A 19,574-nucleotide genomic window follows, 5' to 3' on the forward strand; every position below is an offset into this window, starting at 1 on the left:
ACCGTAATGAACTGCCTAGAAAGAACCTTCGATATCCAGCCCTTGGTGCAGGCGGACATGACCGTGCACATCAATGGCCAAGCGGTCAGCGCCGCCATCGGCGAAACCGTCCTCAGCGTCATCCAGTCCCTCGGCGTGCGCCAGATCGCACGCAACGACCACGATCAGATCAGCGGCGCCTATTGCGGCATGGGCGTGTGCCAGTGCTGCCTGGTGAAAATCAACGGTCGCCACAAACGCCGCGCCTGCCAGACCGTAGTGCGCGACGGCATGCTGATTGAAACCCAGATCAACCGCGTCGTCGCGCAGGAGGTCGTATGAGCCTGCAACCGTTGATCGTCGGCGGCGGGCCGGCGGGGATGGCGGCGGCCATCGAACTGGCGCGCCACGGCGTGCGCTGCACCTTGCTCGAAGAGGCTTCGCGCCTCGGCGGAGTGGTCTATCGCGGGCCGTTGCGCGACGGCGTGCAGCTGGATTATCTCGGCCCGCGTTATTCCGAAGCACTGGACAAACTGCACGGTGAATTTCAGCAGCAGTCAGGGCTGATCGACGTGCGCCTCAACCATCGCGTGGTCGGCGCTGAAGGCACCCGCGCAGTGGTGGTGCTCGACGGTGATGAGCAACTGCACGAGATCGCTTATCCGCAACTGCTGCTGGCCGCCGGTTGCCATGAGCGCAGTGTGCCGTTTCCCGGCTGGACGTTGCCGGGAGTGATCCTGCTCGGCGGCCTGCAGTTGCAGATCAAGAGTGGCGTGGTCAAGCCGCAAGGGCCGGTGATCATCGCCGGCACCGGGCCGTTGCTGCCGCTGGTTGCGACCCAGTTGCATGCCTCTGGCGTGCGCGTCGCCGGCGTCTACGAGGCTTGTGCGTTCGGCAAGATCGCCCGCGAGAGTCTGGCGCTGTTGAACAAACCGCAGCTGTTCCTCGACGGTTTGAGCATGCTCGCTTACCTCAAGTTGCACGGCATCACGATGAACTACGGTTGGGGGGTAGTCGAAGCCCACGGCGAGGGCGAATTGAAAAGCGTCAGCGTCGCGCCGTATTCGCCGACGTGGGAGGCGGATCTGTCGCGGGTCGAGCGTTTCGAAGCGCAGACGCTGGCGGTCGGTTACGGTTTTATTCCGCGCACGCAATTGAGCCAGCAGATGGGCCTTGATCACGGCTTCAGCGCCGATGGCTACCTGCGTGCCAACGCCAATGTCTGGCAGCAAAGCAGCGTGGCGCATGTGCATCTGGCCGGCGACATGGGCGGGATCCGCGGCGGCGAAGCGGCGATGCTCGCCGGCAAGATCGCCGCCACTTCGATCCTGCTGCAACGCGGTGTGCTCGACGCCGAGCTGGCCCGGGTGCGCCGCGATCGTTACGCGAGCAAGCTCAGAGCGATCGTGCGCTTTCGGGCGGCGGTGGATCGCTACACCGAGCGCGGCGTTGGTCAGATCGCTTTGCCCGCAGCCGACACGGTGATCTGCCGCTGCGAACATGCGACCCGCGCCGACATCGATCTGGCGCTGGAGCAGGGTGTGCAAGACATCGCCAGCCTGAAAATGCGCACCCGCGTGAGCATGGGCGATTGTCAGGGGCGGATGTGCGTCGGCTATTGCAGCGATCGCCTGCGCCAGGCCACCGGACGTCAGGATGTCGGTTGGCTGCGCCCGCGCTTTCCAATCGATCCGGTACCGTTTTCCGCGTTCCAGTCCCTCGGCACGGAGGGCGCTTGCCATGAGTAAGTTCTACGACGTGGTCATTGCCGGTGGCGGCGTGATCGGCGCCTCCTGCGCCTACCAAATGTCCAAACGCAAAGATCTCAAGGTGGCACTGATCGACGCCAAGCGCCCCGGCAATGCGACCCGTGCTTCGGCGGGGGGGTTATGGGCGATCGGCGAGTCGGTCGGCCTCGGTTGCGGGGTGATTTTCTTTCGCATGATGTCGGCCAACCGCAAGCGCGAAACCCAGGGCGCTGCGGTAGCGGTGGACGCCAGTACGCCGCATATTCTGCCGCAGTCGTTTTTCGATTTTGCCTTGCAATCCAATGCGCTGTACCCGGCGCTGCATCGCGAGCTGAAAGACAACCACGGCATGGATTGCAAGTTCGAAAAGACCGGATTGAAATTCGTGATCTATGACGACGAAGATCGGCTCTACGCCGAGCACATCGTCGGCTGCATTCCGCATCTGGCCGATCAGGTGCGCTGGCTCGATCAAGCGGCGTTGCGCGCGGCCGAACCGAGTGTCAGCCATGAGGCGCGCGGGGCGCTGGAGTTTCTCTGCGATCATCAGGTCAGTCCGTTCCGCCTCGCCGATGCCTACATGGAAGGCGCGCGGCAGAACGGCGTCGACATCTTCGTCAACACCAACGTCACCGGCGTGTTGCATCACGGCACTCGTGTGACCGGCGTGCAGACGGCAGAAGCGGGCGTGTTTCACTGCAAGACGCTGATCAACGCCGCCGGTGCCTGGGCGGCGGATTTGAGCGAGTGGGCGACGGGAATTCGTATTCCGGTGAAACCGGTGAAAGGGCAGATCCTGCTGACCGAACGCATGCCGAAAATCCTCAACGGCTGCCTGACCACCAGCGATTGCTACGTGGCGCAAAAGGACAACGGCGAAATCCTTATCGGCAGCACCACCGAAGACAAAGGCTTCGACGTCACCACCACCTACCCGGAAATCGCCGGGCTGGTGCAGGGCGCGGTGCGCTGTCTGCCGGAGCTTATGGACGTCAATCTGAAGCGCACATGGGCGGGGCTGCGTCCGGGCTCTCCGGATGAGTTGCCGATCCTCGGGCCGATGCGTGAGGTCGAGGGTTATCTGAATGCTTGCGGGCACTTCCGCACCGGCATTCTGACCTCGGCGATTACCGGGGTGTTGCTGGATAAACTGGTGAATGACGAACCGCTGCCGCTGGATATCACGCCGTTTCTGGCGGATCGGTTTGCAGTCGCGCCGGTCGAGCCCGCCCCCGCGCTGGAACGGGCCTGACCCAATCCCCTGTGGGAGCGAGCCTGCTCGCGAATGCAATCTGTCAGTGAAGTATTGGGTGACTGACACGACGCTTTCGCGAGCAGGCTCGCTCCCACAGTTGGATCTGCGCAAGGCACGATCAGGACTTGCGCGCTTCTTCTTCGAGCTGATCCGATTCAAACAATTTGGCCAGTTCCGCCCGGGCTTCCTGGGCGGTCTGCAGGACTTTGGCGGCGTCGTCGTAGACGGCGTGTTGCGCCTCCAGCACCTGTTCGTCGTGATGCTTGAAACGCTTGATCCGCGCATCGGCCTGGGCTTGGGTCAGACCGAGGCCGACCAGCGTGCGCCGGCTCATTTCCAGGCTCGAATAATAGGTCTCACGAATCGCTTCCGCGCCGACATCCACCAGGCGATGCACGTGCTGACGGTTACGCGCGCGGGCGATGATTTTCATGTGCGGATAGAGCTTGTGCACCACTTCGGCAGTCTTGATGTTGGTCTCCGGATCGTCCGTGGCAATGACGAAATATTCCGCTTCGCCAACCTTCGCCGCGTGAAGGATTTCCGGGCGCATCGGGTCGCCGTAGAACACTGGCACACCGCCGAAGCTGCGCGACAGTTCGATGGTTTCCACCGAGGTGTCCAGCGCAACGAACTTGATGTTCTGCGCGCGCAGAATCCGCGCCACGATCTGGCCCATCCGGCCCATTCCGGCAATCACCACACGCGGCGCTTCGGTGTCGATTTCGCGGAATTTCTCCGGCACTTCCACCGGCTGTACTTTCGGACTGACCAGCCGTGCGCAGATCAACAGCAACAACGGCGTCAGCGCCATTGACAGGGTGATGGTCAGCACCAGCAGGTCGTACAGACGCGGCTCGAACAGGCCTTGATCGCGGCCGATCTTGAACACCACAAACGCAAACTCACCGCCGGCAGCGAGGACGATGCCGAGGCGAATTGCGCTGATTTTGTTCAATCCTCCTGCCAGACGTCCGACGACGAACAGCAGCGGCAATTTCAGACCGATCAGCAGCAGAGTCAGTCCCAACACGGTGATCGGCGCGCTCAACAACAGGCTGAGATTGGCGCCCATGCCGACGCTGATGAAAAACAGCCCGAGCAGCAGGCCCTTGAACGGTTCGATCTGCGCTTCCAGCTCATGCCGGTATTCCGAGTCCGCCAGCAGCAGACCGGCGAGAAACGCGCCCAACGCCATCGACACACCGACCAGATCCATCAGCCACGCCGTGCCGATCACCACCAGCAACGCGGTGGCAGTGGATACCTCGGGCAGACCGGTTTTCGCGACCACGCGGAACACCGGACGCAGCAGATACCGCCCGCCGATCACCACCACGGCAATGCCGCCGAGCACCTGCAAGCTGTGACGAATATCGTCGGCGGTGCTGGTGTGGTGATCGACGCCGGCGAGCATCGGCACCAAGGCAATCAGCGGAATCGCGGCGATGTCCTGGAACAGCAGAATCGCAAACGCGAGACGCCCGTGGGGGCTGGTCAGTTCCTTGCGTTCGGCGAGGCTTTGCAGGCCGAACGCCGTAGAGGAGAGCGCCAGACCGAGGCCCAGCACAATGGCGCTGTTCAGCGGCTGGCCGAACACCGACAGTGCCAGCACGCCGATCACCGATGCAGTCAACAGCACCTGCGCCAGACCGACGCCGAACACCGATTTGCGCATCACCCACAAGCGGCGCGGCGACAGCTCCAGGCCGATGATGAACAGCAGCAACACCACGCCCAGCTCGGAGATATGCGCAACGCTTTGCGGGTTGCCGATCAGGCCGAGCACCGACGGGCCGATGATCACCCCGGCAAACAGATAACCGAGCACCGCGCCCAGTTGCAGACGTTTGGCCAAAGGCACGGTGAGCACGGCCGCGAACAGAAACACGACAGCGGCTTGCAACAGATTGCCTTCATGGGGCATTGGAACGACTCCTGACTACGGGTACGGCGGGGGTGACAAGGATAAGGGTTACGCGGTCTCCAGACCATTCGAGATCCAATGTGGGAGCGAGCCTGCTCGCGAATGCGCTGGGTCAGTCACCTATCCATAGACTGATGCTCCGCATTCGCGAGCAGGCTCGCTCCCACAAGGGCAGCTTTCATCAGGCCTGTAATAATTTGCATCAACTGGTTACATTTATAACCCCTGCGCATCAATTTCCGGAAACGCCATGGCCATCAACTTCGACCTCAACGACCTGCAAGCCTTTCGCGCGGTGGTCGAGCAGGGCAGTTTTCGCAAGGCTGCCGACACCGTGCGCCTGTCGCAACCGGCGCTGAGCCGGCGCATCGAAAAGCTCGAAGACGCCCTTGGCGTGAAACTGTTCGAGCGCACCACCCGCAAGGTCAGCCTGACCCAGGCCGGGCGCGGCTTCATGCCCAGCGTCGAGCGCTTGCTGGATGATCTCGACATTGCCTTGCTCGGCATCAGCGAAGTCGCCTCGACCCGACTGGGCCATGTCACCGTCGCCTGCGTGCCGTCGGCGGCGTACTACTTCATGCCCCGCGTGGTCGCGCGCTATCACCAGCAGTTTCCACGGATCAAGGTCAAAGTCCTCGATTCCAGCGCCCACGATGTGTTGAGTGCGGTGGTCAATGGCGAGGCGGATTTCGGTTTGAGTTTTCTCGGCACGCAGGATGCCAAAGTCGAGTTCGAACCGCTTGTGCAGGAGTGCTACGTTGTCGCCTGTCGTCGCGATCATCCGCTGGCCGGGCGCAGCAGCGTCAGTTGGGACGAGTTCTATCAGCAGGATTACATCGCGCTGGACAAGACTTCGGGCAATCGCTTTCTGCTCGATCAGGCCTTGGGCGGGGTGGTGCCGCAGCGTCAGAGTATCTGCGAGACGCGGCATGTGACGACGATGATCGGCTTGGTGGAGGCGGGGCTAGGCGTGGCGGCGGTGCCGTTGATGGCGATGCCCGGGCCGGATCATCCGATCCTGACGCGGGTGCCACTGATTGAGCCGCAGGTGATGCGCAGTGTCGGCATCATCAAGCGCCGGTATCGCACGTTGACCCCGGCGGCACTGGAACTGGAGCGGCTGGTCGTGGAAATGCGCGTCCAGCCGCCAACGATCAACGCTTGACCGAATCCAGCCCGGTGGCCTGCACGTCAGCCTGAGCGGCCGGTGCCGCGAGGTAGGCGAGCAGGGCCTTGGCTTCTTGCGGATGCTCGGCCTTGACCGGAATGCCAGCGGCAAAACGTGTCACCGACTGTACCGATTCCGGAATTTTCGCGACGAAGCTCACGCCCGGCACCGGCAGCAATTCGCTGACCTGCTGGAAGCCCAACTGATAGTCGCCAGTGGCAACCACCGAGCCGACCGGTATCCTGGCGATCATCTTGGCTTTCGGTTTCAACTGATCTTCGATGCCGAGCTTCTTGAACAGCTGCTGCTGGATGTACACGCCGCTGGCGCTGTCGGAGTAGGCCACCGACTGCGCATCAAGCAGGGTTTTCTTCAGGCCGTCGACGCTGCTGATGTCCGGTTTCGCCGCGCCTTCGCGAACCACCATGCCGATCCGCGAATCCGCCAGTTCAACGCGGGAGGCCGGGTCGACCTTGCCTTGTTTGATCAGCTCATCAAGAGCGTAACCGACCATGATCACCACGTCGGCGTGCTCGCCGCGCGCCAGACGGTTGGGAATCGCTTCCGGCGCCTTGCCCATCGACGGGCCGAGGCTGGTGGTCAGCGTGTTGCCCGTTGCGGCGGCGAATTTCGGCCCGAGGATCTTGTAGGCGGCAGTGAAACCACCGGAGGTCATCACGCTGAGTTCTTCGGCCTGGGCCGCGAAGTTGAACGCGAGACCGGCGAGCAGGGTGGTGACAGTAAAGAGTTTTTTCATGGCGAGTATTCCTCAGGCCGCGACAGGTTGCAGACGACCACCGGCACGGCGGTACAGATAAAGAGTGGCGCACAGGGCGCACAGGGCACCGATGCTCATCCAGTAGCCTGGCGCGGCTTTGTCGCCGGTGTACTGGATCAGGAAGGTCGACATCGCCGGGGTGAAACCGCCGAAGATCGCCGTGGCCAGGCTGTAAGCCAGGGAGAAACCGGCGACGCGCACTTCCACCGGCATGATTTCGGTCAGCGCCGGAATCATCGCGCCGTTGTACAAGCCGTAAATGAAGGACAACCACAGCAGCGACAGCAGCATGTTGGTGAAGCTCGGCGCCTGCACCAGGAACGACAGCGCTGGATAAGTCGTGGCCAGCGCCAGCAGGGCCATGCCTATGAGCACTGGGCGACGACCGATACGGTCGGACAACGCACCACCAATCGGCAGCCAGAAGAAGTTCGACACACCCACCAGCAGCGTCACCAGCAGCGCGTCGGAAGTGCTCAGGTGCAGCACGGTTTTACCGAAGGTCGGCGCGTACACGGTGATCAGGTAGAACGCGGTAGTGGTCAGCGCCACCATCAACATCCCGCCGAGTACCACGCCCCAGTTCTGGCCAAGGGTGCGGAACACTTCGCGCATGCTTGGACGGTGTTTGCGTGCGGCGAATTCTTCGGTTTCCGCCAGATTACGGCGCAGGAAGAAGATGAACGGGACGATCATGCAACCGACGAAAAACGGAATGCGCCAGCCCCAGGCTGCCACGGCTTGCGGCTCCATCCACTGGTTCAGACCGTAGCCCAGCGCGGCAGCAACAATGATCGCCACTTGTTGACTGGCCGACTGCCAAGCGGTGAAAAAGCCTTTGCGGCCCGGCGTGGCGATCTCGGACAGGTACACCGAAACACCACCCAATTCCGCACCGGCCGAGAAGCCTTGCAGCAGCCGCCCGATCAACACCAGCGCCGGGGCGAACAGGCCTATGGTTTCGTATCCGGGCACCAGCACAATCAATATCGTGCCGCTGGCCATGATCGACAGGGTGACGATCAGACCTTTGCGCCGGCCGACGTCATCGATGTAGGCGCCGAGCACGATGGCGCCCAGCGGACGCATCAGGAAGCCTGCGCCGAACACCGCGAACGTCATCATCAGGGAGGCGAACTCGCTGCTCGCCGGGAAGAACACCGCCGCGATCTGCGTGGCGTAGAAGCCGAACAGAAAGAAGTCGAACTGTTCGAGGAAGTTGCCCGAGGTCACCCGGAAGATGGCACCGGCCCGCGAGCCGTTGGTAGGGATTGAGGCTGTCATTGAAAAGTACTCCACCGCTTTTATGACGTGCGCTACGGAGAAGCGGCGCACGGTTTTTATTGAGGTGGATGGTGGCGCAGATGTAACAATCTGTTAATTGCATTGTTGGCATGAATTGATGCGTGGGGCGGATCAATGGCTTCACAGCTTGGCGGATTTGTGGGAGCGAGCCTGCTCGCGATGGCGGCCTGACAGCCGACCTGTTCTTGAGTGGTGCGCCATCCAACTGTAGGAGCTGCCGAAGGCTGCGATCTTTTGATCTTGCTTTTGCTCTTGTAGTGAGCTCATGTCAAAAAATGTGGTGCAACACAACCCCCTGTGGGAGCTGGCTTGCCAGCGATGGCGATCTATCGACAAAGCCCTCTAGCGTCCATCTCCAGCAAAAAACAAGGAATGTTTCCCGCGCCGCGCAGTCCGAGTTCAGGTACTACCTATCCGAAAGAGGTTCACCGATGAACAGCAAAACCCTAATCGCCAGCCTGGCCCTTGTTGCGGGCATTGCCGGAATCACACCCATTGTTCAAGCGGCGCAAACCTCCAGCGAACCCGCCGTGCAATCGCCGACCAGCGACCGCCAGCTGAAGGTCAACGACCGCGCGCCGGAAATGTACCAGCGCGAAGACAAGGCTTTGAAGAACTGGAAAGCCAAAGGTCTGAAAGCGCCGATCGACCAGGCGCAGTGGGTGCAGATCAATGACAAGTACGTGATGGTGATGATCACCAACGGCACGATTGTCGAGATGCAACCGGTTGAGCGATAAGCCCGGTTTTACAATTGGCCATGGATGGCTGATTGCATTCGAGCGCCGTTCCGGTAAAAGAGCGGACGTCTGGATGAGGAACAAGGGATTGGACAAGAAACCGCTCTACCGCAAAGTGAACACTCGTACGTGGGGTGTTCGTCGCCACGAATCAGTTGCGCATTATCGCGATCAGCGCAACAGCAAAGCTGCAAGCCGTGACGAAGGCATGCGAAGTTCGATGCACGCAGGCAAACAATACGGGCGAGATTACACGCCGTTGTTTCGCTTCCTGGTGTCTCGGGTTGGAGGTGCTTGGGATGCCATTTTCAGCGAAGCTGTGGCGCGACTGGATCAATCAGCGCCGGTGTTCTGGATGGTTGCCATCCATGAGAAGGATCGTGAAGAAGTCGTGCGACTGGGTGAGTCCAGTTATTTCAACGGGCTGTACGTCGACGAGCAAAATCTCCTGCAAATGGTCAATCCGAACCTGAAGGCGCAGGACATGACGCCGAGCTGCGAGTGCTGTACGCACACATTCAACGGTGTCGTATTCGGCCAGACCGCGGGCTTTGGCCCGCGCACATCGTCAGTTGTCGACGCAGAAGAGCCGCCAGCGTGAATCAGAGCAACTCTCCCTTGTCCCACAGACTCACCAACTCCCCAGGCGCCCGATCCTCCGGCACCTTCAACACCATTTCCCCGGACTGATAGCGCACTTCAATCTGGTAGAAGCGCTGATCCCCACGTCCCGATTCGCTGCTGTCCAATGGCAGGCAACCCTCAAGCACCGAGCAGATCCTTGAACGCTGACTGACATCGCACTGGGAAAATTCAATTTCCCGTGGGCGGCTCAGGCTGTGAATCGCTGCAACGCCACCCTGGCGAGATACGCGTAAAACGGAATCTTTATCCAGCTCGGGTAGCGTTTTCATATGGTCTCCTCGGATTATTCGATACCGACCTGTGCCCAGGCTTGCTGCACTGTGTCGGCTGCTTCGGCGCCGAAGCGCTGGGCGGCGTGGTCGATCGTCAGTTTTGCGAACGCGTCGAACGTTGCGTCCTGTTTCAAGCGGTCATCACACAGCGTGTCGTACCAGATGCGTCCGGCCTTTTCCCAGGCGAAGCTGCCAAACGCTCGGGCTGCCAGGTAAAACGCGCGGTTGGGAATGCCGGAGTTGATGTGTACGCCGCCATTGTCTTCGCTGGTGATGACGAACTTGCGCATGTGATCCGGTTGCGGATCCTTGCCCAGCATCGGGTCGTCGTATGCCGTGCCGGGGTGCGACATCGAGCGCAGGCCCTTGCCTTGAATCTGTGGCATCAGCAGGTCGGCGCCGATCAACCAGTCTGCCTGCTCGGCGGTTTGGCCAAGGGTGTATTGCTTGGTCAACACGCCGAATACATCCGAGAGCGACTCGTTCAGCGCGCCGGACTGGTTGGCATAAATCAGCCCGGCTTCGCTTTCGGTGACGCCGTGGGCCAGTTCATGGCCGATGACGTCCAGCGAGCGGGTGAAGCGCTGGAAGATTTCGCCATCGCCGTCACCGAAGACCATCTGCGCGCCGTTCCAGAATGCGTTCTCGTAGCCCTGGCCATAATGCACACTGCCGATCAGCGCGAATCCCTGATTATCGATCGAGTCGCGACCGAGCACCTTCCAGAAGAAATCATAGCTGGCGCCCAGCGCATCGTAAGCCTCGTCGACCGCCGGATCCCCCGATGCCGGCTGGCCCTCGAGACGCACCGGCATGCCCGGCAAGAGCATTTTGTTCTGCGCATCATGCACGCTGCGCCGCGCCAGGCCAGGCTTGCTCGCCTCCGGCAGAATCGCCCGCGCCGGCGGCTGCGAAGGACGGCCGGGGTTGGGCAGCAGGCTGCGCACATGATTGAGCGTCTGCATCGCGGCGTTGCGCTGCGGCTCGGAACCGTGGGCAATGATGCGGTTGAGAATGTAGGGCGGGATGAAACTGCGCAGCAATCGAGAGTCGGTCATCTAAGCATCCTTGTCGTCATACGATGTCGATACACATGTGAGCGGCAAGGCGTGTTTTCGGTTCCATGGATTGCCATCGACGCCGGATTCTGCGAAAAACGCCGCCTGCGAACACCTCAAGAGCCAACGACATGACAGACGAACTGCAAATCATCGACCTGCAACCGGGCAACGGCAAAGCCGCGGTGAAAGGCGCGCTGATCACCACCCAATACACCGGCTGGCTGGAAGACGGCACTGAATTCGATTCGTCCTTGAGCCGAGGCAAACCTTTTCAATGCGTGGGCACTGGGCGCGTGATCAAAGGCTGGGATCAGGGGCTGATGGGCATGCAGGTCGGCGGCAAACGCAAATTGCTGGTACCGGCGCATCTGGGCTACGGCGAGCGGACCATGGGCAAGATCCCGCCGAATTCGAATCTGGTGTTTGAGATTGAGTTGCTGGAGGTTTTGACGCGGGAGGATTGAAACGGGGAGTTTTTAGCACAGGACTAAGAGTGATGGATATTTGGCAAGTAGTCTCGCAAGTCACCGATTGGCTGATTGAAAAGCATGGTACGCGTGGTAGATCAAGCTACAACTACATGTACGTATTGTCCGTCGCCGCTGGAGTGGGCAGTTGGGTGGCTAGTAAAGAACTGCTTGCCAAGCGCAAAAAGCTCAAAGCGAAGGTGGCTGGCAATCTGCAGTTCAAGCCAATAAGCGTGACCTCTTTTTCTCAGGAGAATGGGATGGCAATAAAGGTAACCGGGACACTTGTTCAAAAGGATGGAATGTTTATCGTAACTTTGGTTCGTCAGGACGATGCGTCCAATATCGAGTCATCCAGTGGAGCATTGCATTCGCTGGATGACGTCGACGGTTACCTTCGAACTCACACGACCTTTGTGCTCGCTGACTTCCGCATATAGGTCAATCGACGACTGTCCTAAACAGATCGTCAGTCAGGCCCATTGCAATGTAGGACCTGACGGAAAGCAAATGTCCACCTCCAGCCTTGCAGCAGCTGACAGGTTGACCAATGCATCGAGCGAGAATTTGTCGATTTTCCCGTTGAGTACATCATTGAGGCGCGGCTGCGAGATTCCCAATCTCTGTGCCGCGTCCTTTTGAGGGAGCTCCCACGCTCGAATGGTTTCGCAAAGCGAACGCATGAGCTTGGCTCGCAAACGCATGTTGGCGGCTTCCTGAGGCGTGTCCTCCAATGCATCCCATACACTGGAAAATCGTTGGGATGAGTCTTGATGTTCCTTCATGGCTTAACCTATTTCCTGATATCTGGCGCGGGCCAGTTCTATGTCTCTGATTTCCGTTTTACGCGTGGTTTTGTGCATGGCGTGAAGCACATAGATTGCTTCAGATCGATTGACTACATAAAACACGCGAAACGCCCCTGAGTCCTCGGTGATCCTGATTTCGTTGACACCGCGTCCTACGGTTTTCATAGGGCGCCAATCGAGTGGGGCATCACCCTGTTGCAACAGGTCCAGCTGAAACCCCGCCGCTCTTCGGGCATCAACCGGGAACGCTTTAAGATCTTTCAACGCGCTCCCCACGAACACCACATCCTTGTGTTTCGGCATCGGCTAGTCCTGTGTCAAAAGGAAAAGCGTAATAGCTGAACGTAAGCGGCGACGGTGAGTTGTATTGCAAGAAGTGCCAGTGCGCGTTTGATTTTCAGGTTATATCAGAATCAATATAAAGCAAGCCGCATTTTCCGTTTCACAATTTTCACCGCGAGCGTTTCTGCCGGCCTGGCCGTCAACGTCAGCGCTTAAAACGCTGTGGGATGGAGCGAAAGCTTGTTGCTTCGCCCAAACCGCTCCCGATAAACCGACGGCGGTACGCCCACCACGCTGCGGAACGCCACACGAAAACTCTCCACCGAGCGATAGCCGCAGCGCTGGGCGATCTGCTCGGTGTGTTGATGGGTGCTCTCGAGCAGCTCCCGCGCTCGCGCCAGGCGTTCATGTTGCAGCCAGGCCTTGGGCGTTTGCCCGCTGGCTTCGGTGAAACGCCGTAGAAAGGTGCGCTCGCTCATCGCCGCTTCACTGGCCAGATCGCGGACTTCCAGTGGTTCGTGCAGGCGTTCGCGGGCCCATTGCATGATGCGCGACAGGTCGCTGCGGGGTGTCGGGCTGACCGGGGTGGGGATGAATTGGGCCTGGCCGCCGGTGCGTTGTGGCGACATGACCAGGCGCCGCGCGACGGCGTTGGCGACCTGCGTGCCGAAGTCGCGTGTCACCAGATGCAGGCAGGCGTCGATGCCGGCGGCGCTGCCGGCGGAGGTGATCAGCTGACCGGCGTCGACGTAGAGCACGTCCGGATCGACCTCGATGGCCGGGAAGCGTTGCGCCAGTTCGCTGGTGTAGCGCCAGTGCGTGGTGGCGCGGTGGCCGTCGAGCAGGCCGCTGGCGGCGAGGACGAACACGCCCGAGCAGATCGACAGCAATCGCGCGCCTCGGTCGTGGGCCTGACGCAACGCGTCGATCAGCGCAGGCGGTACCGGGGCATTGCGGTCGCGCCAGCCGGGAATGACGATGGTGCGCGCTGCGGCGAGCAGTTCCAGGCCGCCATCGGCCAGCACCTGAATTCCCCCCATGGCGCGCATCGGACCTGGATCGACTGCGGCAATCGCATGCTCGTACCAAGGGAAATCGAACTCTGGTCGGGCCAGGCCGAAGATCTCCACGGCAATGCCGAACTCGAACGTGCAGAGGCCATCGTAGGCCAGAATGGAAACCAGATTGGGCTGAGTGGGCATTTGGCGGAAAACTCCCGGTCGGTGTCTTGCGCGCCACTGTAGCGGCAGGCGCCGTCTCGATAAAGTCTGTTCATCCCCCACAGACAAAGGAGCAACACAACATGACCAGCCTGGTTCGCGAAATCCCCGCCGCACCTTCGGCGATTGCCCTGATGCATTTCAGCAATCGTCTGACCTTCGAAACCGATTGTTCCGACGTGTTCAGTAGCCAAGAGGCCGGGGAGGTCGACTTCGTTCTGGTGGATGTGCGCGGCCCATTGGCGTTCGAGCGCGGCCATGTACCCGGCGCGATCAATATCCCGACCCGCTTGCTCACGGCGGAGCGCTTGGCCGATTACCCGAAACACACTTTGTTCGTGGTCTATTGCGCCGGGCCGCATTGCAACGGCGCGAACAAGGCGGCGGTGAAGCTGGCGGCGTTGGGCTATCCGGTCAAGGAGATGATCGGCGGTGTCACCGGATGGCTGGATGAGGGTTTCGAACTGAGCGTGGCGTCAGTGACCAATACACCTGTCGCCTGCGAATGCTGACGTTTCTGTAGAGGATCGGCGTTTCTTGCTCTGAAAACAGTCTTGTCCTACAGCCTTCGCACCACCACGGCGCACGCCTTGACCCCAGTCAATGCGTGCGCCGATGTTCTGTAAGTAATTGTCGCTTAAAAACAATTGCCTCCGTGCGCGCCGCCATAGACTGCCGGCCACGTCGGTTTTTGCCGTTAGAACGCCATGACCGAACGCTGACTCGAAAGCTGCCAATAAAAGCCTCCGCACGGGAGTAATAAATGAAAAAGCTAGTGATGTTCGGTGCCCTGGCACTGTCGATGTTGTCCCTGACCGCCGTGGCCGAAGACGCCAAGCCGATCCGCATCGGTATCGAAGCCGGGTACCCGCCATTCTCGATGAAAACCCCTGACGGCAAACTCACTGGTTTTGACGTGGACATCGGTGACGCACTGTGCGCGCAGATGAAGGTTAAATGCACGTGGGTCGAGCAAGAGTTCGATGGCCTGATCCCGGCGCTGAAAGTGAAGAAGATCGACGCGATCCTGTCGTCGATGACCATCACTGACGATCGCAAGAAAAACGTCGATTTCACCATCAAGTACTACCACACCCCGGCGCGCTTCGTGATGAAGGAAGGCTCGGGCGTGAAAGACCCGCTGACCGAACTCAAGGGCAAGAAAGTCGGCGTGCTGCGCGCCAGTACTCACGACCGTTACGCGACCGAAGTGCTGGTTCCGGCCGGGATCGAACTGACGCGCTACGGCTCGCAGCAGGAAGCCAACCTCGACATGGTGTCCGGGCGTATCGACGCGATGCTCGCTGACTCGGTCAACCTCAGCGACGGTTTCCTGAAAACCGACGCCGGCAAAGGGTTCGAATTCGTCGGCCCGACCTACGAAGACGCCAAGTACTTCGGCGGCGGCGCTGGCATCGCGGTGCGCAAGGGCGATACCGCACTGGCTGAGCAGTTCAACAAAGCCATCACCGAAATCCGCGCCAATGGCGAGTACAAGAAAGTCCAGGACAAGTACTTCGACTTTGACGTATACGGCCATTAATACGCCGTGAAAAAAAAGTGGCCCCGTTTGCGCGGTGGCCACTTTTTTTATGTTCTTTTATTGATGGAAATTCTCTGTGGGAGCGAGCCTGCTCGCGAAAGCGGTCTGACATTCGACATCGTCATCGTCATCGTCTGACCTGACGCATTCGCGAGCAGGCTCGCTCCCACAGGGATTTGCGTAATCCAGCTATTGAGGAGATTTTCATGCAACGCATCGACCACGTTCTGCCCTGGAGCCACTTGGGCAGCGAGCGCTCCCTCAGCGTTTTTCGCTACGGCGCCGGCAGCCGCAAGGTGTATATCCAGGCCAGCCTGCACGCCGATGAACTGCCGGGCATGCGCACCGCGTGGGAACTCAAGCTTCGCTTGAACGAACTGGAACGGCAGGGCCGTTTGCAGGGCGTTATCGAACTGGTGCCGGTGGCCAATCCGATTGGCCTGGATCAGCATCTGCAAGGCAATCACATGGGCCGCTTCGAACTGGGCAGCGGCAAGAATTTCAACCGCGCATTCGTCGAACTCAGCGCCCCGGTCGCTGCGCTGGTGGGCGAGCGTCTGGGCGCGGATGCCGAGGCCAACGTCGCGCTGATCCGCCAGGCCATGGCTCAGGTCTTCGAAGAATTGCCGGCGCCGGCATCGCAACTGGAAGCCTTGCACCGCTTGTTGCTGCGCCACGCCTGCGACGCCGACATCACCCTCGATCTGCATTGCGACTTCGACGCTGCGATTCACCTCTACGCGCTGCCGCAACACTGGCCGCAGTGGCAATCACTGGCGGCCCGGCTGAAGGCGGGCGTGGCATTGCTCTGCGAAGATTCCGGCGGCAGCTCATTCGATGAGTCGTGCTCGACGCCGTGGCTGCGTCTGGCCAAAGCATTCCCGGACGCGGCGATTCCGGCGGCGAATCTGGCGACGACGCTTGAGCTGGGCAGTATGGGCGACACCCGCGTCGATCAGGCTCAGGCCAATTGCGAAGCGATTCTGGGTTTTCTCGCCGAGCAGGGTTTCATCAGCGGCGAATGGCCGGCGGCGCCGAGCGAATGTTGTGAAGGTCTGCCGTTTGAAGGCACCGAATACCTGTTCGCCCCGCACCATGGCGTGGTCAGTTTCTTGCGCAATGCCGGCGAGTGGGTAGAGCAGGGCGATGCACTGTTCGAGGTTGTTGACCCGTTGCAGGATCGCGTGACCACCGTGCGCGCCGGCACCAGCGGGGTGCTGTTCGCGATTGATCGCGGGCGTTATACCGAGCCGGGGATCTGGCAGGCGAAAGTGGCGGGGCGGGTGCCGTTTCGTACCGGCAAGCTGACCAACGACTGACAGGTTGCGGTGAAGGTGCGGGCCTCTTCGCGAGCAGGCTCGCTCCCACAGGGGGAACGCATTTCAACGGTGGGAGCGAGCCTGCTCGCGAAAGGGCCATCAGCCACTCCACAAAATTTGGATCCTCAGCCGAGAATGTTAGGCTCCCCCGCGAACCCGACACTCTGTGAAGGAGCGCTCCATGCTGAAATTGTTCGCCCTGCTGACCCTGCTCGCATCCACCGCCGTCCATGCGCAAACCACCCTGCAATCCGACCTGCCGCTCAAATACCTCGAACAGGTCCATGCCGACGCCGAACCACGTCCGCTGGTGATTTTCCTGCACGGTTACGGCAGTAACGAGGCCGATCTGATCGGCATGAAATTTCAGCTGCCGCCGCAGTACAACTACCTATCGGTGCGGGCACCGATGACGTTGGGTGAAGGACGTTTCCAGTGGTTTCGCAAGAAGGGTGAAGGCGCCTACAACGGCGAAACCGATGATCTGAAGGCCAGCGGCCAGAAGCTGCGCGACTTTATCGCCCAGGCAGCGAAGAAATATCACGCCACGCCGGACAAGGTGTACCTGATCGGCTTCAGCCAGGGCGCGATGATGAGCTACGAAGTGGGCCTGCGCCCGCCGGTGGTCGTGGGCGGGTTTGCCGCGTTGAGCGGGCGCTTGTTGCCGGTGCTCAAAGCCGAACTCAAGCCCGGGCAAGCGCCACTGCCGCTGAGCATATTTATCGGCCACGGCACCGCTGATGATCCGGTGCCTTACCGTCACGGCACCGAGGCCAACACGCTATTGCACAAGCTCGATTACCAGCCCGAGTTTCACGCGTATCCGGGCGTCGGCCACAGCATTAGTGCGGCCGAATTGCGCGATCTGTATGGCTGGCTGCAGCGGCTCAATCCTTGACGATGGCTTTGACCAGGGCATCGTGACCTTTTTTGTCGCTGGCGCGGGAAATCACCTGCACCAACGCCATCTTCGTCCCCGAGCCGGCCAGCAATGTGGTGTTCAGCGTCTGGCCACCGCCCTGGGTGGCGGTGCTGTCAACCTGACGCAGTCCGAGGCCGGTGCCTTTCTGGGTCAGGCTTTTCTCGCTGAGTTTGTTGAAGTCCGGCAGAGCCTTGCGCTGATCGTCGATGAAACTCGACACGCTGCCGTCGAGAAACTCACCGTCGTTGTCCTTGACGTTCTGCCCAGCCGGGATCTGGTTTTCGGCGGCGATGACCACGGTCTTGGTGGTCTGGTTAGTGTACATCGTGCCCTTGGCCCCGCTCGGGCTGGCGGGCAGCGGGTCAGCGACAAAGCCTTTGGGCAGGACGAAGGCGAATTTGCCGTCGAGCAGCGTAACCTTCTCGGTTTTGACCTTTTCCTTGGCGGCGTGTGCGTTGATCGCGGCGAAACCGGCGATGGCCGCCAGCATCAGGACGACGGCTTTTTTGCTCAACAATGACATCTGAAATCTCCGGGAAATGGTCGCGCGAGGCGGGCGATCATCCCACGGAGCGTGCCGGGCGTTCCAGCGCGATTCGTCCGGGCGGTTATTGCGCTTGCGCCTTGGCCAATGGCCGCGCCAGCAGACGCCGGGTCACCCCGAGCATCGCCACCGACACTGCCACGCCTACGACAAAACCGCTGAGGCCCATGCTCGGCAGCGTCAAGGCGGACACCAGGCAGAACGCCGAGAACGAATACATGCCGGTTGCCGTTGCGCGCAATAACGCAGCGGTAAACGCCGGGCCGCGGGTTTGTTGCGAGAATACCGCCATGACGCTGCCAAGCACCGGGAACACCGCGAGCAGGCCGCTCCAGCGTTCGCCGACGGTGCTGGCGAGCATCGTCACCACCAGCGTCAGCGCCGCACCGGCGATCATCCGCCAGATCAGTTTGTCCGACTTCGGTGCTGGCCCGTTCAACACCGGCTGCACTTCGGGAAACAGATAAGGCGAAGCGAGCAGTGCTACCGCTGCCGCAATCACCGAGAACGGCAAGGACGCCGGAATCATCGACAACACCGTCGCCAGCGCGGCCCACACCGCCAGTGAAATGGTCAACGCCCACGGCCAGTTCGCCCGCTGCGCCACCTGCGCATAAGTGATGCAGAAAGCGATCATCGCGAACATTGCCGACAGCGCCGCCACCGCCGATTGCGCGGCAAACTGCGGCCCTTGTTCAATCGCCAGAAAGAACAGAATCGGCCCGACCACTACCGGCAATCCTGACAGCCACCCGGCCACGCTCGGCCCCCAACGTTTGCCTGCCAGGGAAATCAGCAGGAGAAAACCGGGAATCAGCAGCAGTTTGAGGATCAGCACGCGGGTGTCTCCATCGGGTCAGGATGAGCCACGTTAGCACTGCCGATTAAAGATTGCTGCCTATGTTCGCAATTTTTGTATACAAAAATTCAGGCGCGAATCCGGCTATGCTTTGATCATCACAATGCAGCGGAGACGATACGGCGATGAACAGAACACCCAAGCTCGTACGTGGCTGTTGTGGCATCGGCTTGTGGGCACTGTTGCTGACGCCGACATGGGCCAATTGGCAGGACGCTGTGCCAGGGGCGCAAATCATCGGCAGTGGCGATTTCAGCGTGTTCGGCTTCGATGTTTACAGCGCGCGCTTGTGGAGTGCCGCGCGGCCTCTGGCGGACGGCCAGCCGTTTGCTCTGGAGCTGATCTACCGGCGCAACATCTCGCGAGACGATCTGGTCAGCACCAGCGTCGATGAGATCAAACGCCTTGCCGGTCCTCGGGTCACTTCAGCGCAATTGGCCGGCTGGCAGAAGCAGATGCAGCAATCCTTTGTCGACGTCCAGGCCGGCACGCGCATAACCGGCGTGTATTTGCCGGGGCAGGGCGCGCGGTTTTTTGTCGGGCAGAAGCTCCAGCATGAGATTGAGGATCCGCAGTTTGCCAAGGCGTTTTTCGATATCTGGCTGGATCCGCGAACACGCAGTCCCGAGTTGCGCGAGCAGTTGCTGGGGGTGAACCCATAGGATCAGCGATCTTTGCGCTTCAAGGCTTCAGGCGAAACGTCTAAGCTGCCGGGCTCCCGTTTTTGTTTC

The 19,574-nt window shown here is 60.6% G+C and carries 23 protein-coding genes; 13 read left to right on the forward strand and 10 right to left on the reverse strand.

Annotated elements, in window-relative coordinates; all coding sequences use genetic code 11:
• Positions 1-6: 6 nt before the first annotated feature.
• From KVG85_RS04325 to hcnC, 3 genes are read left to right on the forward strand one after another with little or no spacing between them, the layout of a single operon-like run.
• Positions 7-321, forward strand: a complete 315-nt coding sequence (locus KVG85_RS04325; RefSeq protein ID WP_095182029.1) for a (2Fe-2S)-binding protein — start codon at positions 7-9, stop codon at positions 319-321.
• Positions 318-1,727: a cyanide-forming glycine dehydrogenase subunit HcnB gene (gene hcnB / locus KVG85_RS04330; RefSeq protein WP_217863066.1), complete on the forward strand. Its 1,410-nt coding sequence runs from the start codon at positions 318-320 to the stop codon at positions 1,725-1,727. Before KVG85_RS04325 ends, hcnB begins: the two co-directional genes overlap by 4 nt.
• The gene (gene hcnC, locus KVG85_RS04335; protein ID WP_217863067.1) at positions 1,720-2,979 is read left to right on the forward strand and encodes a cyanide-forming glycine dehydrogenase subunit HcnC; all 1,260 of its coding nucleotides are present in this window, start codon (positions 1,720-1,722) and stop codon (positions 2,977-2,979) included. Before hcnB ends, hcnC begins: the two co-directional genes overlap by 8 nt.
• A gap of 121 nt (positions 2,980-3,100) precedes the next feature.
• On the opposite strand, the gene KVG85_RS04340 is transcribed toward hcnC, so the two are convergent.
• Positions 3,101-4,909: a monovalent cation:proton antiporter-2 (CPA2) family protein gene (locus tag KVG85_RS04340; protein WP_024013370.1), complete on the reverse strand. Its 1,809-nt coding sequence runs from the start codon at positions 4,907-4,909 to the stop codon at positions 3,101-3,103.
• Positions 4,910-5,159: 250 nt separating this feature from the next.
• Between KVG85_RS04340 and KVG85_RS04345 the strand changes: the two genes are divergently transcribed.
• Positions 5,160-6,074 carry a LysR family transcriptional regulator gene (locus tag KVG85_RS04345; RefSeq protein WP_217863068.1) on the forward strand — a complete coding sequence of 305 codons (915 nt, stop codon included), beginning with the start codon at positions 5,160-5,162 and terminating at the stop codon, positions 6,072-6,074.
• Here the strand turns inward: KVG85_RS04345 and KVG85_RS04350 are convergent.
• Complete coding sequence (locus tag KVG85_RS04350) at positions 6,064-6,834, reverse strand: substrate-binding domain-containing protein (protein ID WP_217863069.1); 771 nt, start codon at positions 6,832-6,834, stop codon at positions 6,064-6,066. The two genes, KVG85_RS04345 and KVG85_RS04350, sit on opposite strands and share 11 nt — an antisense overlap.
• Before the next feature lie 12 nt (positions 6,835-6,846).
• Entirely contained in the window at positions 6,847-8,139 is a 1,293-nt protein-coding gene (locus tag KVG85_RS04355; RefSeq protein WP_016775219.1) for an MFS transporter, read from the reverse strand.
• Between the two features lie 452 nt (positions 8,140-8,591).
• Here KVG85_RS04355 and KVG85_RS04360 point away from each other — a divergent pair, with 452 nt between their 5' ends.
• Positions 8,592-8,900, forward strand: coding sequence for an RcnB family protein (locus KVG85_RS04360; RefSeq protein ID WP_217863070.1), 309 nt, complete (start codon positions 8,592-8,594; stop codon positions 8,898-8,900).
• An 88-nt stretch (positions 8,901-8,988) separates the two neighbouring features.
• Positions 8,989-9,501, forward strand: a complete 513-nt coding sequence (locus tag KVG85_RS04365; protein ID WP_217863071.1) for a hypothetical protein — start codon at positions 8,989-8,991, stop codon at positions 9,499-9,501.
• A 1-nt stretch (position 9,502) separates the two neighbouring features.
• Here the strand turns inward: KVG85_RS04365 and KVG85_RS04370 are convergent, their stop codons facing one another.
• Positions 9,503-9,814 (reverse strand): protealysin inhibitor emfourin, encoded by a 312-nt coding sequence (locus KVG85_RS04370; RefSeq protein WP_217863072.1) that lies wholly within the window; start codon positions 9,812-9,814, stop codon positions 9,503-9,505.
• Positions 9,815-9,828: 14 nt separating this feature from the next.
• Positions 9,829-10,875, reverse strand: a complete 1,047-nt coding sequence (locus KVG85_RS04375; RefSeq protein ID WP_217863073.1) for a M4 family metallopeptidase — start codon at positions 10,873-10,875, stop codon at positions 9,829-9,831.
• Positions 10,876-11,006: 131 nt separating this feature from the next.
• Between KVG85_RS04375 and KVG85_RS04380 the strand changes: the two genes are divergently transcribed.
• Complete coding sequence (locus tag KVG85_RS04380) at positions 11,007-11,342, forward strand: FKBP-type peptidyl-prolyl cis-trans isomerase (RefSeq protein ID WP_217863074.1); 336 nt, start codon at positions 11,007-11,009, stop codon at positions 11,340-11,342.
• 32 nt (positions 11,343-11,374) lie between these two features.
• On the forward strand, positions 11,375-11,785 hold the full coding sequence (locus tag KVG85_RS04385; protein WP_071172861.1) for a hypothetical protein: 411 nt from the start codon (positions 11,375-11,377) through the stop codon (positions 11,783-11,785).
• A gap of 33 nt (positions 11,786-11,818) precedes the next feature.
• On the opposite strand, the gene KVG85_RS04390 is transcribed toward KVG85_RS04385, so the two are convergent.
• The 3 genes from KVG85_RS04390 to ftrA form a co-directional block, all read right to left on the reverse strand.
• Complete coding sequence (locus tag KVG85_RS04390; protein ID WP_071172860.1) at positions 11,819-12,130, reverse strand: helix-turn-helix domain-containing protein; 312 nt, start codon at positions 12,128-12,130, stop codon at positions 11,819-11,821.
• 3 nt (positions 12,131-12,133) lie between these two features.
• A complete protein-coding gene (locus KVG85_RS04395; protein WP_217863075.1) occupies positions 12,134-12,457 on the reverse strand; it encodes a type II toxin-antitoxin system RelE/ParE family toxin in 324 nt (107 codons plus the stop codon).
• 191 nt (positions 12,458-12,648) lie between these two features.
• Positions 12,649-13,638 (reverse strand): transcriptional regulator FtrA, encoded by a 990-nt coding sequence (gene ftrA, locus KVG85_RS04400; RefSeq protein ID WP_217863076.1) that lies wholly within the window; start codon positions 13,636-13,638, stop codon positions 12,649-12,651.
• Positions 13,639-13,739: 101 nt separating this feature from the next.
• Here ftrA and KVG85_RS04405 point away from each other — a divergent pair, with 101 nt between their 5' ends.
• The 4 genes from KVG85_RS04405 to KVG85_RS04420 all read left to right on the forward strand — a co-directional run bounded on the left by KVG85_RS04405 (position 13,740) and on the right by KVG85_RS04420 (position 17,416).
• Positions 13,740-14,168 carry a rhodanese-like domain-containing protein gene (locus KVG85_RS04405; protein ID WP_217863077.1) on the forward strand — a complete coding sequence of 143 codons (429 nt, stop codon included), beginning with the start codon at positions 13,740-13,742 and terminating at the stop codon, positions 14,166-14,168.
• Between the two features lie 251 nt (positions 14,169-14,419).
• Positions 14,420-15,199: an ABC transporter substrate-binding protein gene (locus KVG85_RS04410; protein WP_071172858.1), complete on the forward strand. Its 780-nt coding sequence runs from the start codon at positions 14,420-14,422 to the stop codon at positions 15,197-15,199.
• Positions 15,200-15,405: 206 nt separating this feature from the next.
• Positions 15,406-16,518, forward strand: a complete 1,113-nt coding sequence (locus KVG85_RS04415) for a succinylglutamate desuccinylase/aspartoacylase family protein (protein ID WP_217863078.1) — start codon at positions 15,406-15,408, stop codon at positions 16,516-16,518.
• Positions 16,519-16,699: 181 nt separating this feature from the next.
• Entirely contained in the window at positions 16,700-17,416 is a 717-nt protein-coding gene (locus KVG85_RS04420) for an alpha/beta hydrolase (RefSeq protein WP_217863079.1), read from the forward strand.
• Here the strand turns inward: KVG85_RS04420 and KVG85_RS04425 are convergent.
• Positions 17,406-17,963, reverse strand: a complete 558-nt coding sequence (locus tag KVG85_RS04425; RefSeq protein ID WP_122603026.1) for a DcrB/PsbP domain-containing protein — start codon at positions 17,961-17,963, stop codon at positions 17,406-17,408. The two genes, KVG85_RS04420 and KVG85_RS04425, sit on opposite strands and share 11 nt — an antisense overlap.
• Before the next feature lie 85 nt (positions 17,964-18,048).
• The gene (locus KVG85_RS04430; protein WP_217863080.1) at positions 18,049-18,822 is read right to left on the reverse strand and encodes a hypothetical protein; all 774 of its coding nucleotides are present in this window, start codon (positions 18,820-18,822) and stop codon (positions 18,049-18,051) included.
• 146 nt (positions 18,823-18,968) lie between these two features.
• Between KVG85_RS04430 and KVG85_RS04435 the strand changes: the two genes are divergently transcribed.
• On the forward strand, positions 18,969-19,505 hold the full coding sequence (locus tag KVG85_RS04435; RefSeq protein ID WP_041476996.1) for a chalcone isomerase family protein: 537 nt from the start codon (positions 18,969-18,971) through the stop codon (positions 19,503-19,505).
• Positions 19,506-19,574: the final 69 nt, after the last annotated feature.

The sequence above is a fragment of the Pseudomonas triticicola genome (genome assembly GCF_019145375.1).
GTDB lineage: Bacteria > Pseudomonadota > Gammaproteobacteria > Pseudomonadales > Pseudomonadaceae > Aquipseudomonas > Aquipseudomonas triticicola.